Origin of the sequence: Paraburkholderia solitsugae (genome assembly GCF_013177695.1) — a bacterium.
Taxonomy (GTDB): Bacteria; Pseudomonadota; Gammaproteobacteria; order Burkholderiales; family Burkholderiaceae; genus Paraburkholderia; species Paraburkholderia solitsugae.
The window spans coordinates 47202-61447 of record NZ_WOEY01000057.1 but is presented as its reverse complement, the minus strand read 5'-3'; the positions used below and the strand labels follow the sequence as shown (position 1 = coordinate 61447).

Genomic DNA, 14246 nt, shown 5'->3' with positions numbered 1-14246 from the left:
AATGCGCACGGTAAGCTGGTATTGAAAATGAAGATGCGGCGTGCGCGCGCGACGGATCAAACTGTGGATGACACAGATGGGAAACTCCGGGAGAGATAGGTGGACGGATTCGTACGGCCATCCGCCCACACCGTCTCGGGTGTGGGCCTAAAGCGGATGGCAGACTACGACCTATTTTTTTCTACGCAGCCACCGCGCGGCGACGACTAGCGGCTGCACGCAGTCAAGGAATACGGCAAGGCATTCTGTCCAGAAGACATACCAGTAGAAACCAAATTTTCGCATGTGTATTTTCTCGCTTGAGTTGGTGAAAATCTCGCGCGCTGCGGCCGCTAACGGATCTGACCGTTGCACATCTTCTCGCAGCGCTCCAGACAATCGTGTGGCATCACGTCCGACGCTGGCAGTGCGGGAGTGGAATGTACAATCCATAACACTATGGCGACGACACCACTGCTTAATGTTGCTGTCACGATGGCGAGTAATGGAAGATCGATATCGCCGCTATCGGATGGAAAGAGGCATTCAACTAGTTTTCGTAAGAGATTCATTCGGATTCCATTTTATTGAGAATGAAAATTAGACTATTGCGCGGCACAACGGACAACAGCCGCAATGCCAGTCTCTCTCCTGAATAACTGAACGCAAGCTTCGCGAGCGCGTGTCACCGGAAGCCCGAGAAGCAGGTGGCCGGGTTAAAATAACCCTGGTCTTTGCGACTGGTCACCAGGGCGCGCATTACCGGGTTCGGAGGCCTGATGCATTCCATCAGGAGAACGACTCACTCGCCCATGGAGCAGCGCCAGTATGTGCGAACAATGGCCAACGGATCATTTCAATAGTGGCGGATTGTGAAGCGCAGTCCGGAAGCGGAGCTAGAGATATCGCTCCTCAAGCGTGACCACCGCGCGCCGAAGGGATGAAGCCTCTCCACGCTACTGCCGCTCACCCTGCTTGGCGCGAACGCTGCGAGTAATGCGCTGCCTGATCCGCGAGGGCGACGCGTACGTCACCCGCCAATTGACGACAGCGACCCGACGGGTAATCCGTCAGTTCGCGATGACGAGCGTGGTAGCGCACGATGCCCCTTTCGGGTGAAAAGAGGCGATACTCGAATCATCTTTTCGTTTTTTCGAAGATTCCAGCCTGGTTGACCGTAATTTGTGATCGTGCCCCTACTGGTACATCCAGCGCACGACCGCAAGCCAAGCGTTAGGGTGCGATTTGCCGAACGCAACCGGGCGCTGCCTTTTCGCGATAAGCCACTGGGCAATGCAGCAGCCCGGGTCCGCGGCGTTGAACTTCGTTGGCGAATCTGTCGTCAAGCCGATCAAGTACTACAGCAAAAACGTTGGCAGTTTGTTGATGCAGCCTGGCGAAGATCCGGCCTGCAGTCCTAACAATTTGACGCCAAACATGGCGCAGGTGTTGCTCGGCAAGCACGAGAAACTGCGCGTGGTCGGCGCGCGACTGTGAAACGCCGGATGGCACCGGCGTTCAGGATTGCGTTCATGTGGTCAATCAGGCGCTCGGGCATCTGGCGGCGCTGGATGTGTTAATCAGACTGGCATCCATGCTGCCGCTCGCATAGGTGACCGCGCTGCCGACCGGAATTCCATTGCCGTTGCTGTTCCGGTTGATCCGCTCGCCATTCAGGTTGATCGATATAATGTCGATCTGTGAAGCGAGATGAGTTCATCGTCCTGTCCACGTCGGCTTCAACGCGTTGCGCGAGTTATACCGATGCGCCACTGCGGTTGGATTGATTCGCCACGTGAACGGTATAAAGCGCCCCGACGTGTCTGGACGCATCGGGAGACTGCCACATGGGAACCTGACGCCCGCTGGCTGCCACGTTCCTTGCTTACTGGCCCCCTCATTCCCTACCTGGCCGGCTCATGTTAGCTGTTAGCTCTTAGCGATCGCGATCAGAGACTCAACCAGCGACTGTTCTCTGATTCAGCGATCCAATTTCCCAAGTGAGCTGACGGCAACTGCAGCTTGTGATACGCCATCAATATCAAACTAGGCATGGCCCAATATATTGCCGATATAAGTGGCGCGCCATGACCAGCAGGGATCGTCAAAGCCTTTTCCCATTTGATACTCATCAAATGTGCCGCAAATTCGACCTCTGACAGCATCACTTCCCGCGCACGCCCGGCGTGCTCAGCCACCCAAACGGGATTTGCGAGATTTTCTTCAAACAGCGATTCGAATTGCCTGTCATTTGCCGGTTTCCAGTCCATAATTTGTAGCTCTGCGCCGTCGGTGTTCACCAAGGCGCCCACGCCAAGACCGTGTCGCGGTGTCCAGAACTCGCTTATCGCCCACAGGTTCCAAAGACGCTGAACCAGGAGCGGACTGACTACGGTTTCACCACACCCCGGAAAGAACGCGATTCCATAGTCGTCTTTCTTCAATCTTAAAACCTCCGTGTCAGAAATTGTGGTGAGCTTTTGCTGAACCGGGCTGGCAAAATCAATCATCATGTCCTCCTTACCTGAAGAATCAACCGCGCGCGGGGAACGCACCGGTCGGCGTCATCGCAATCACGAAACAATGCTCGGCATGCCATGAGTGGCAACAGACCAGATGCATCGCGACTCAAAGAATAACCAAAATGAATCCCCGCGTGGAGTTGAAAGTCGCACCGTTTTGCACGTCATTCGTACGCGCTCGGGAGGAACTTTCGTTGTACCATCAATCCGCTCACCGACCACGCCAGATTCCTATGACTGTTGCCCCTTCAAGCGTCAACTTTTTGACCCGTAAATTAGGTTAGGCGATGCATGCTGCGTTCCTCGCTCCATTAAAGGCAGCAGTGCCAGTGAGGATGCCGGCGCCCCCAACCCCATACATCCGGTTGAAGAGCATCCTTGGCAACACCGCCCCCTGCGGGAGAGTCGGAAGTTTTGACAACCTCACTTGTATGTAGGCCTCGCTGTTGCCTGGCCGTTTTCACCAAACACGACCTGCGCGGCGGCTGACATATCACCGGGACATAAACGGGCTCCAGCGCCTCGCAGGGCGCGGACGGCAGCGAAGTTGATCGCCTGGGCGATGACCGCGTCGGCATCGGCGATTGATCGCCCGGCCAGCACCGCAACGCAGCGGTCAAGCACACCCGGAGCGACGGTGTAAATGTTGCCGGCCACCTTCGCCAGCTTCTGGCCGAGATAAGCCCGCATGTCCTGCGGTTCCGGAACGTCGAAGCGGACCTTTTCCTCGAACCGCCCGCCACGCAACACTGCGCTATCCAGGCGATCGTAGTGGTTCGTGGCCGCGATATACATCACGTCCCGAACCCGGCCGTCAACACCGTCAACAGTTGCCAGGATTTCATTAGTCAAACGCGCCACGTTCGAGTAACGACGGTCGAGCAGCGTATCGTCAGCTTCTTCGATGAAGACGATTGCCGGACGGATATCCTTTGCTTCACGCACCAACCTGCCCCAGAGGTTCGGATTACTTACAAGCTTCGCGCCGGTCGTCATCAGGAACGCCCATCCACTTGCCTGGGCAAGCGCCATCGCCGCCTGAGTCTTACCCGTCCCCGGAGGACCAAAGAAGATTGCACCCCGGGGAAGGCTGCCGCCCATCTTTTCCAGGTTGTGGACCTGCTGCATCCTGTAGGCCATATCACGCAGGACAGTGCGTGCCTCGCCCGGCATGATGATTTCGTCGATCGACTTCACATCCTCTGGCAGCTTGCCCTTGCGGCCCTGGATCAGGCGCATCGCCCGCATTCCGAGGTCGAAAGTCACCTTGCCCGCGCCGAACTTGCCGTCGCGGCGCATGTCGGCCAGTTGTCCACCGATGCTCGTGAGGCGGCTGGCGCTGAAGCCGGACCAACGCTCGGCCAGGCTCGTGATCGCTACCGGTTCAACAAAGGAGGAGCCGAGGCTTTCACCGATGGACTTACGCAGGATTGCCACTCGCGCTTCCATATCGGGCGGCGGGATTTCGATCTTGTAATCGAAACGCCCATCGCGGATAGCCGCAGGATCCAGCTTGTCGATAAAGTTCGTGGCAGCCACAAGGACCACACGAGTACCGTGCAGGTTGTTGATGTTCGTCAACATCACGTTCGCCATATCCCGGTCCATCGAATGTCCGCCTTCGTCACGGGGTTTCGTGAACGAGTCGAATTCATCGATGAACAGGACGCAAGCGCCAAGCCGTCGAGCCGTGCGGAACATCGCGTCGATCTTCTGAGGCGTCTCGTTGATCCACTTCGATGCGACATCCCCGTAGGTGATCGACATGAAAGGCACCTTCAACTCGCCCGCGAGTGCCTCGGCGAAAAGTGTCTTGCCGTTACCGGGGTCTCCGAACAGCAATACACCGTTGCGCTTGTTACCGCTGCCGCGCACGATATCCTCACCAGCCGCCAGCATTCGCTTCTTGGTCTCGCCCATACCGACCAGATCGGCGAACCGGTAGCGCGCCTGCTGCACGTTTTGATCGAATAGGTAGACCGGCTGCGACGGCTCAGACCGGTGCCGTGGTAACTGCGCGGCCGCACCGGCATTCGCTGTAGACCGGCCTTTCGCTGCCTGCTTTCTCAACCAGTAGCGCTGGATCAGGATGCCACCAGCGGCTAGACCCCAGATAGCCAAACCGTACCCGCTTAATCTGTCAATCGGGAGTGCGATGCGCAGCAGCCCCACACTTAGCACAAGAAACGCCGCGCTCGCCCACCGCCCGCTGCGTCGGTCCTGCACCCACACCGAGACGGCAGCCATGAGCGTAAGCGAAAGCAGCTGGGAGCGCTGGGCTGCCCCGAGGAGATAGCCCAAAGCAGGCGAGTGCACGATACTCAAAATAAACAGGCCCACAAAAATCAGGCGCAAGGTAAGGCCCACTGGCGTTCTGAACAATCCATTCATAGATTTAGCTCGGTCTGTAGATTAAGGCAGCGGGCTGCGTCGACTGATACAACGCGCCGGCCGCCAGGCATTGGTTGGCATCGCTACTGATGCAAGCCGCATTTAGGTCTACCTGCGTGGCATGCGGCTCCGCTCGCGCGGTTTGTGGCGGCGTTTCTTGAGCCAGCATCTACGCACGCGTACCCGCACACGTTTAAGCCTGCGGCGCTTCCAGCGGCGTTCGGCATGCCGGAGGCGGCCGATGCGGCGCGCCATTTGCGAACGCATACGCTTCATAAACATCTCGAGCACCTCAACGGGTACCGACTCAGCAATGTAGACATTGATGCCCGTGCCAGACACCTTCACAACCCGCTCGCCAGTGCCCATAAATGTAAAACGTTCAATCTCCATGCCTTTTCCTCTCCGAAAAATAATGCTGTTCGTCCGTCTGTATCAATGGCGCCCACCGCACGCCTCGGCTGTGCCATCACCATCAGGTCCGTGGATCGCCAGATTGCTGCCACAACGATGCCTAGGGTCGTGAAGCGGGTGACGCTGCTATTTATTCGACAGTCAAGCGCGGCCCGATGCCAGACGGCGCTATGCACCATGCTCACCGACTCAGAAAACCGCAAGGGCTGGCGAATACCGCATACACACTAGTCACCCGACCGCTACAACACTGAGCGCGTGAGCGCGACGGCGAAGCCAGGATCGCACAACGTTTTGGGGATGCAAATCGAGCGCTGATGCCGGTGCGGCACTGGCGGCTATCAGCACAAGGCGCTGTGGAAAGGGAATGCGAGGAGGCTTGCGACAGCTATATATCGCTGCTGTGCGGATAGAAGTGTTGGGAGGTAATGACCTACTCCTCACCAGTCCGGTTCGGATATCGAATCATTTCGTGACCGAATGGCGAGTTAGCGGCACGGCGGACTCCCCGATCGCCCCGTCGATCTGTCTCAGCGCATCTTGGCGCCCTGCGATGTCGCTGCATTCGCTTAACCGACATGTCGACAGATACCGACGAACCGCTCACGTCGCCCGAAGGCCCCCGAACGCGGCTAGACTCACACCCGACGCGTGAAGGAGATAAGGTCGAAACTGGTGTACGGGGGGATTGAGGCGGGAGATTGAAGGCGGTGGAGGTTTCAGCTGAGAATCTGATTGTCGAAGTCGGAAACCAGCAACCAACAAACCATCCACCATGAGCAAGTTTACGGAAAAAGAAGTCGTCGGTCTATCGGCAACCGGTCTGGGTCTGGACGAACTGGTCCGGCAGGGAGCGCGCCAGGTGATCCAGCAGGCAATCGAAGCAGAGCTGTCGGCGCTCCTGGAGCGGTTCGAGAACGTCAAGACCTTGCACGGACAGCGTGCCGTGGTGCGCAATGGCTATCTGCCGGAGCGCGAAGTGCTGACCGCGGCCGGCCCCATTGCGGTGAAGGTCCCGAAGGTTCGCGATCGATCAGGATCAGGTGTGAAGTTCAATTCATCGATTGTGCCGCCGTACGTGAGGAAGTCGCCGCGCGTGAGTGCCGCGCTGCCGTGGCTGTATCTGAAGGGCATCTCGACGGGCGACATGAGCGAGGCGCTGAGCGTGCTGCTGGGAGATGACGCCAAAGGCTTGTCGGCCAATGTGGTGAGTCGGCTGAAAGCGCAATGGGCCGACGAGCACGCCAGCTGGAGCCGGCGGGACCTGTCAAAGTCGCGCTACGTGTATTGGTGGGTTGACGGCATTCACACTGGGCTGCGAAGCGAGAACTCTGACGGCCAGTGCCTGCTCGTGATCATCGGCGTGAGGCCCGATGGACGCAAGGAGCGTGTGGCAATCGGCGACGGGTATCGCGAGTCGAAGGCGTCCTGGCAAGAGCTGCTACTCGACCTGAAGGCGCGCGGCCTGCAGGCCGGTCCACTGCTGGCAGTCGGCGATGGGGCGATGGGCTTCTGGGCTGCGCTGGAAGAAGTGTTTCCTGCGACACGCGGCCAGCGCTGCTGGTTTCACAAGATGGGCAACGTGCTCAACGCGCTGCCGAAGTCACAACAGGGACGCGCGAAGGCAGACCTGCAGGCGATCTGGATGGCCGCTACGCGCGCCGACGCGTACGCTGCGTTCGATCGTTTCGTAACGGTCTATACGGCGAAATATCCGAAGGCGACCGAAACTCTGAAGAAGGACCGGGAGAGCCTGCTGGCGTTTTACGACTTCCCCGCCGAGCACTGGCAGCATTTGCGCACGACGAATGCGATTGAGTCGACGTTCGCGACCGTGCGACACCGCACTACGCGTACGCGCAACTGCGTGTCGCGACCAACCTTCCTCGGTCTGGCATTCAAGCTGATCGAGGAAGCCGAGAAAACCTGGCGCCGTATTAACGGCCCCGAACAAATCAAGCTGTTGCTGGAGGGTATTGCCTTCAGGGACGGAGAACCGGTGCAAGGCGATCAACCGGGTCAGCAGAAACTCGCCGCTTGACATCGCCGGCCATCAACTGCCCATACACCAGACTTGACGTTATCTCCGCGTGAAGGCGAAAGACCTCTTTATGCCAGTACCTATCCCCGACATTTCAATTCACAAGATGAGATTCATTCACGGCATTAGAACGTGCACCCCGGGAAGCCAGACACGGTTATGAACCATTGTCATTCTTGAGCGCGACATTACGCTCAGGCCTTTTTTTAGCATGTGGGCTTCCCCAGTCACGCCTTTCGAAATACCGTGAACCCAATGAAACTGGGAAGATCTGAGCTGGTGTGCAAAGCACCAATCGATTGAGGTTAGATTTTCGGTTAAGTCGTTGAGGTCAACGAGGGGCGCCACGCCCTCAACCTTACAGATCTGACAGCATCGTAGGTCCTCCGGGCAAGTTTTCGGAGGCACGAGCGGTATCAAGCCATTTACGCGCGCAGCAGATATGTCGGCCGGGCGACACACCGTCGGGTATGGTCTTTGATTTAAAAAGCCTTTTTACCCCCCTGCCGTGAAACCGTTTGCCATATTTGTAAAGCACCATAGTTTGGATCGCGCTGGTGCCATTGGAAATTTCCAGCGGCCTCCCTTGGGATCCTGCGACTTTCTGGTCGACCGACACGTTGCGATGCCTGGCACGTTGGGTCATTGGCACGACGACATCGAATGAATTCGGGTGTCCATTCATATAGGCACCCTCAAGGACGGCACCGTCTGCTGAGCGCCATGTCTGTCGGCGGGACTCGACCAAAGACTCGTCCTCTACGCAGAGACATCCATGACAATCTGTCTGGCTCCTGCACACATCCCAACTCACTTCACCTCACTCACACGTACCACCGATCCCATTCACTTTGAAAGCTGGGTAGCGGTAGCACGCGGAACATCGCCGTCTACTTGAAATATCGCATCAGATGATGTTTTTTTCAAAGCCTTCAGCAGCTCGATTCCGGGTATCTTGAGAGCCATCAGCCAGAACATCGTTAGAACTACACCCCTTTCAACTGGAGGACAAAGATGCACTCAAAAAAATCCGTCAGCATTGCCAAGCGTAGCCGTCCTCGTGCAAAGCGCGAGTTTCGGGCCGTTGTACAACCTGACAGATCCATTCTTCTCTGGCTGGCGCGGCGGCGCATCGAGGTCTACGTCCGTCCATCGCTAGTGGATGTTTTTCTGAAGATCGTGGACAGCGAAGAAATCGAGCACCCTGAAATTTCGCTTGGCAGGGTTGATGAGCCCCCGTAGAAGGAAGCGGCTACATCCTGGTTATCAACGACACCCTTCTGGTGTTCAAGCAAAAGGAAATGCGGCGCTTGCGGGCGTACTGCAAGCGGGAGTTGATGGGACCATGACATGCCTGATATAGCGTCATCAACGCCACAGATCAGATCGGCAGCGTGCGAAACAAATGCTGGCAATCGCCCCTTCTGGCATCTTGACACCGGGCATGCGCGGGCCAGGCACACGACGGATCTACGCGTACCTGGCCCGCGATCTTCACTCCTGCGGCACCGCAACTTCCATCAATGCTGCCACGGTATAGCGTCGGCTGGCATTCCGTGCAACGCGTTGGCAAGCTCCACTGGACTGTCAGAAAGCAAAAGCCACCCGAAGACGTTTCCCAATGCGTCACGCGGAAAGAGAAAAACGGCCCAGTGAGCAGTTGCGCGCCCGCCTCCACCCAAGCAATAGTTGCCCTCTGAGGCGCCAGTCCGGTAGACGCCATCAACTTCAATGAATCCGCCCGAAGGCAGCATCCCATCCTCCCTGACCGTCTCGTATTCCAGACGGATGATCAGCACACCCGTAGACACATTCAAATCGGCAGTCGCTTTGTGTTGTCTGTCCGTCATGACCGCGCCCCTCTCAGCCCGGACGGCGGGTATTGCATCACTACCCGAATGCCCTCAAAACCAAATACGTAACGCGCATCACGCTCCAGGTCGATGACTTGCGCATCGAGAAGCACTCCCAAGTCCCTGCTGACTGTCAGCCTGTCGCGATGAAGACATGTTGCAATCGTGCCCGCTGGCGCCGGTCCTTTTTCGCGCAGCAGTCTGATGATCTCCAGCCGCGCGGGGGTTAATATCGCCAGCAAGTGTTCTGCGTCTTCAAAAAAAATCAAATTCAAGTCGCGATGGCGATCATCACGAAAAACGGTGATGGGTTGATTCATTGCGTCAAAGGGAACACTAGCGAGGGTGAGAAAGCTCATGGTCGCTCCTTCATTGTGGAGGGACGTGCGCCGTCGGCAACGCACGTCTTGCAAGATCACACCCGCCCGAGAATCAAACGGGCAAAACGCGGATATGTTTTTTGGGTCAACACTGCCCTGCGCAAGGCGGCGCGCGCATCGTCGTTCGCGGTCGCGAATGCGCCTTCATGCGCAGGTGGAAACGCCGTAAAGGAAGAGGTGAAGCACGCTTGCTTATCGCAACAGTCTCACGAAATCCTCACAGCAGTTATCAACAACCTGGTGGACTTCCTCGATCCACTCAATCCTGCTCACCCATAGCTCAAAACCGAGGGCCAACGCGAATACCAGGGCAGCCAGCTTCAGCATGAGATAAGGTCGAAACTGGTGTACGGGGGGATTGAGGCGGGAGATTGAAGGCGGTGGAGGTTTCAGCTGAGAATCTGATTGTCGAAGTCGGAAACCAGCAACCAACAAACCATCCACCATGAGCAAGTTTACGGAAAAAGAAGTCGTCGGTCTATCGGCAACCGGTCTGGGTCTGGACGAACTGGTCCGGCAGGGAGCGCGCCAGGTGATCCAGCAGGCAATCGAAGCAGAGCTGTCGGCGCTCCTGGAGCGGTTCGAGAACGTCAAGACCTTGCACGGACAGCGTGCCGTGGTGCGCAATGGCTATCTGCCGGAGCGCGAAGTGCTGACCGCGGCCGGCCCCATTGCGGTGAAGGTCCCGAAGGTTCGCGATCGATCAGGATCAGGTGTGAAGTTCAATTCATCGATTGTGCCGCCGTACGTGAGGAAGTCGCCGCGCGTGAGTGCCGCGCTGCCGTGGCTGTATCTGAAGGGCATCTCGACGGGCGACATGAGCGAGGCGCTGAGCGTGCTGCTGGGAGATGACGCCAAAGGCTTGTCGGCCAATGTGGTGAGTCGGCTGAAAGCGCAATGGGCCGACGAGCACGCCAGCTGGAGCCGGCGGGACCTGTCAAAGTCGCGCTACGTGTATTGGTGGGTTGACGGCATTCACACTGGGCTGCGAAGCGAGAACTCTGACGGCCAGTGCCTGCTCGTGATCATCGGCGTGAGGCCCGATGGACGCAAGGAGCGTGTGGCAATCGGCGACGGGTATCGCGAGTCGAAGGCGTCCTGGCAAGAGCTGCTACTCGACCTGAAGGCGCGCGGCCTGCAGGCCGGTCCACTGCTGGCAGTCGGCGATGGGGCGATGGGCTTCTGGGCTGCGCTGGAAGAAGTGTTTCCTGCGACACGCGGCCAGCGCTGCTGGTTTCACAAGATGGGCAACGTGCTCAACGCGCTGCCGAAGTCACAACAGGGACGCGCGAAGGCAGACCTGCAGGCGATCTGGATGGCCGCTACGCGCGCCGACGCGTACGCTGCGTTCGATCGTTTCGTAACGGTCTATACGGCGAAATATCCGAAGGCGACCGAAACTCTGAAGAAGGACCGGGAGAGCCTGCTGGCGTTTTACGACTTCCCCGCCGAGCACTGGCAGCATTTGCGCACGACGAATGCGATTGAGTCGACGTTCGCGACCGTGCGACACCGCACTACGCGTACGCGCAACTGCGTGTCGCGACCAACCTTCCTCGGTCTGGCATTCAAGCTGATCGAGGAAGCCGAGAAAACCTGGCGCCGTATTAACGGCCCCGAACAAATCAAGCTGTTGCTGGAGGGTATTGCCTTCAGGGACGGAGAACCGGTGCAAGGCGATCAACCGGGTCAGCAGAAACTCGCCGCTTGACATCGCCGGCCATCAACTGCCCATACACCAGACTTGACGTTATCTCCTTCAGCATGTCGAAAAGCGCGAACACCACGCCAGCTCCCGCCATGCCGATGACCGACTGCAGCATGTCGATCCCCCATACAGTCAGGAACCCGGAAAGAAACATGAACAGGAAAGGAACTGCTAGCAGGAACACGCCCATGCTGTTGAGCACCCAGTGAACCGGGCGCGGCAAGTGGGCATAATTTGCATCTACAAAGGACAAACGGCAGTGGTGTTGGTTGTTTTGCATGAGGGGGCTTCCGTAAGGTTTAGGAACGTGATTCGTTGAATCGCGAAACGAATTCACCAACCCAGTTTCGGTTACGCCGGGCCCCGTGCAAGTCGACGCCGGAACGGCTTGATCGCGATGCGCGCGGGTGGGCCTTCCCCGGGAACAAAGAGAAGACGCGGGAGAAAGTCGAGACTAGCCGGAGGGTGGGGAGCGACCAAGATCGAAGTGCTGCACGGCATTTCGATCAATGTGTCCAGGTGTCCTTCGTCACGCTGATCGGCTCGAATGGAGCCGGCAAAACGGCGACGACGATCGCGATCTCCGGCAGAATCCGGTCAACGGGCGGCGAGATCAAGATGGGCATGGACGCCGCCTCGAAATGGATCCCCCACTGAATTCGCATCGCGACTCGGGCTCGCGTATTCGCCGGAAGGCCGGCGCCGTTTGAGCCGATGAGTGTAACCAGCACCTGATCCTTGGCGCACTCCCGGACCTGACCTGGGTGCGGTCACGCGGTGACGCGGACACCGATCTGAAGCACGAGATGGTCGATCTGTTTCCGCGCCTGAACAACCGACCCATCAACCGGACCGTACGCTCTCCGGCGGGCAAGCAGCAGAGGCCGGCGATGACGCGTGATTTTGCTGAACCGGATTTCGCGCTACTCGACGAACCGTCGATGGGACTCGTGCCAACTCTCTTCAAAAAGGCTTTTCACATCATTGCGAATCTCAAAAGTCAAGGTGGCAGGAAATCGCTGCTCAAGGAATTCGGCATTGCCGTGCTCAATGCGCCCGATTACGGTTGTGCGCTCGAGAACAGCATGGTCGCCGAGTATCGCCGGGCGGGCGAGTTGCGCACTGCTCCTTCGGTGACGGTGGCTTTTCTGGACATGCGTCATTGCAGGTTTGTAGGCCAGACGCTAATCCGCCACCCGAAACACCGCGACTGCATCACGCAAGGCAACCGCGTGCTCTTCCAGCGATTTGGCCGCCGCCGCAGCCTCTTCGACGAGCGCGGCATTGTGCTGTGTGACCTCGTCGATCTGTGAGACCGCCTTGTTGACCTGTTCGATCCCGTCGCTCTGTTCGAGCGCTGACGCCTCGATCTCATTCATGACGCCCGTGACGCGTTGAACCGCGTCCATGGCTTCGTGAATCGTCTTCTGTGCCTCGGACACGAGCGAGGCCCCCTGTTCCACCTTGGCGGCCGATTCGCCGATCAATTCCTTGATCTCTTTCGCCGCCGAGCCGGAACGCTGCGCAAGGCTGCGCACTTCCGATGCAACGACGGCAAAGCCGCGCCCCTGCTCTCCTGCGCGGGCTGCTTCAACTGCCGCGTTCAAGGCGAGGATATTGGTCTGAAACGCGATTCCCTCGATCATGCCGATGATCTCGGCTACCTTCTTCGATGATTCGGTGATCCCGTCCATCGTCTCGGTGACACGCGAGACCACTTCTCCGCCACGCGTCACCGTATCCAACGCACCCTGCGCCAACCGGTTCGCCTGCTTCGCGTTGTAGGCGTTCTGCTTCACCGTTGCCGAGAGTTGTTCCATGCTCGCCGCGGTTTGCTGAAGTGCCGCCGCTTGCTGTTCGGTGCGGGACGACAGGTCGGCGTTGCCTGAGGCGATCTCGTTCGCGCCTTGCGTAATCGCCGTCGTGCTGCCGCGCACCTTCGCCACCGTCTCTACGAGGCCATCGCGCATCTTCGTCAGCGCACCCAGTAACTGACCCATCTCGTTGCGCGACCTGCTTTTGATTGCGATCGTCAGATCGCCCGCGGCAATGCGCTCGAAGTGTCTGATAGTTGTGTTGACTGGCTTGATCACCGCCGCCGACAAGCCGATCCGCGCCATCACACCGATCACGATGGCAATCGCGCCGATCCCCGCGAACAGCAGCGTCGCCAACTGGAAACGCTGCGCCGCCGTCTCGGCCTGCTTGCGCTGGCTGTCCATCTGCGAGCGCTCGAGCGCATCGATGGCCTTCGAATAGGCCGCGTAAAAGGCGTTCGCCGTTTCGCCCTGGATGTTGCGGAAGGTGTTGAAGTCGAAGTCGGTGAGCGCCTTGAATGCTGGTTCGATCGCCTTGTCGACGAGCGCGCTACGCGCCTGCTCGACGTTCTGCGCGAGCTTCTTCTCGTCCTCGCTCGCGAACGGGCCGGCCATGTAACTGCCGAAGTCCTTGTTCGATTCGAGCAGCACCTTATGCGCGGCCGGCAACAGGTCGTCAGTCTGCTTGCCGACGCTGAAGAGCGTCTGATAGGAGCCGAGCGCGAGCTGCACTTGAAGCAGCTTCTCCGAGCTCGCCTTCAGATGCGACAGTGCCACGGCGCTGTGCTGAGTCTCGTCGAGACTGCTATTCGCGAGCTTGAGCGCGCCATAGCCGACGCCGATCACGGTCAGCAGAAAAGCGACGAATACGCTGATGACCAGCGTCAGGCCACCGCGAATGGTGGATTTGTTTAACATTGGGTCTCCGGAACGTCTCATTGATCGGCGGCGAATCCCGCGATGCGTCGGCGACCGTCTTTTTCGCCCGCAACTTACACTTCGCCGCATCCAGGTTAACGGCCCTCAGGAGACCTCGTTAAATAGGTGAAATCCATGACAGGCATGGCTTTGCGGGCGGTTAGAGCTTCACTATCTGGGATTTCTCTCACGCGTGGCGCAAACGCTGCTTTTCAGGACGGCA

General features: G+C 58.3%; 10 protein-coding genes and 1 pseudogene. 4 read left to right on the top strand and 7 right to left on the bottom strand.

The genetic code is table 11. From position 1 onward, the window contains the following. Positions 1-1374: 1374 nt before the first annotated feature. Positions 1375-1564: pseudogene (locus GNZ12_RS13935) on the top strand (UDP-glucose 4-epimerase); the annotation flags it as partial. A 364-nt stretch (positions 1565-1928) separates the two neighbouring features. Here the strand turns inward: GNZ12_RS13935 and GNZ12_RS13930 are convergent. The 3 genes from GNZ12_RS13930 to GNZ12_RS13920 form a co-directional block, all read right to left on the bottom strand. Next, on the bottom strand, positions 1929-2489 hold the full coding sequence (locus tag GNZ12_RS13930) for a hypothetical protein (RefSeq protein ID WP_172310867.1): 561 nt from the start codon (positions 2487-2489) through the stop codon (positions 1929-1931). A 435-nt stretch (positions 2490-2924) separates the two neighbouring features. Further along, positions 2925-4892, bottom strand: a complete 1968-nt coding sequence (locus GNZ12_RS13925) for an AAA family ATPase (protein WP_172310866.1) — start codon at positions 4890-4892, stop codon at positions 2925-2927. A 108-nt stretch (positions 4893-5000) separates the two neighbouring features. Further along, the gene (locus GNZ12_RS13920) at positions 5001-5285 is read right to left on the bottom strand and encodes a hypothetical protein (protein ID WP_172310865.1); all 285 of its coding nucleotides are present in this window, start codon (positions 5283-5285) and stop codon (positions 5001-5003) included. 796 nt (positions 5286-6081) lie between these two features. Here GNZ12_RS13920 and GNZ12_RS13915 point away from each other — a divergent pair. Next, entirely contained in the window at positions 6082-7347 is a 1266-nt protein-coding gene (locus GNZ12_RS13915; protein WP_172310861.1) for an IS256 family transposase, read from the top strand. A gap of 1014 nt (positions 7348-8361) precedes the next feature. Then, entirely contained in the window at positions 8362-8589 is a 228-nt protein-coding gene (locus GNZ12_RS13910; protein WP_172310864.1) for a hypothetical protein, read from the top strand. A gap of 278 nt (positions 8590-8867) precedes the next feature. Here GNZ12_RS13910 and GNZ12_RS13905 read toward each other — a convergent pair whose 3' ends face one another. Together GNZ12_RS13905 and GNZ12_RS13900 are read right to left on the bottom strand one after the other, a co-directional pair. Continuing rightward, positions 8868-9197: a hypothetical protein gene (locus GNZ12_RS13905; RefSeq protein ID WP_172310863.1), complete on the bottom strand. Its 330-nt coding sequence runs from the start codon at positions 9195-9197 to the stop codon at positions 8868-8870. Beyond that, positions 9194-9559 carry an HVO_A0114 family putative DNA-binding protein gene (locus GNZ12_RS13900; protein ID WP_172310862.1) on the bottom strand — a complete coding sequence of 122 codons (366 nt, stop codon included), beginning with the start codon at positions 9557-9559 and terminating at the stop codon, positions 9194-9196. The genes GNZ12_RS13905 and GNZ12_RS13900 overlap by 4 nt, the downstream gene beginning before the upstream one ends. A gap of 466 nt (positions 9560-10025) precedes the next feature. Between GNZ12_RS13900 and GNZ12_RS13895 the strand changes: the two genes are divergently transcribed. Beyond that, positions 10026-11291, top strand: coding sequence for an IS256 family transposase (locus GNZ12_RS13895; RefSeq protein ID WP_172310861.1), 1266 nt, complete (start codon positions 10026-10028; stop codon positions 11289-11291). On the opposite strand, the gene GNZ12_RS13890 is transcribed toward GNZ12_RS13895, so the two are convergent. After that, entirely contained in the window at positions 11233-11568 is a 336-nt protein-coding gene (locus GNZ12_RS13890) for a hypothetical protein (RefSeq protein ID WP_172310860.1), read from the bottom strand. The two genes, GNZ12_RS13895 and GNZ12_RS13890, sit on opposite strands and share 59 nt — an antisense overlap. Before the next feature lie 904 nt (positions 11569-12472). Further along, positions 12473-14023: a methyl-accepting chemotaxis protein gene (locus tag GNZ12_RS13880; RefSeq protein ID WP_172310859.1), complete on the bottom strand. Its 1551-nt coding sequence runs from the start codon at positions 14021-14023 to the stop codon at positions 12473-12475. Between the last annotated feature and the right edge of the window lie 223 nt (positions 14024-14246).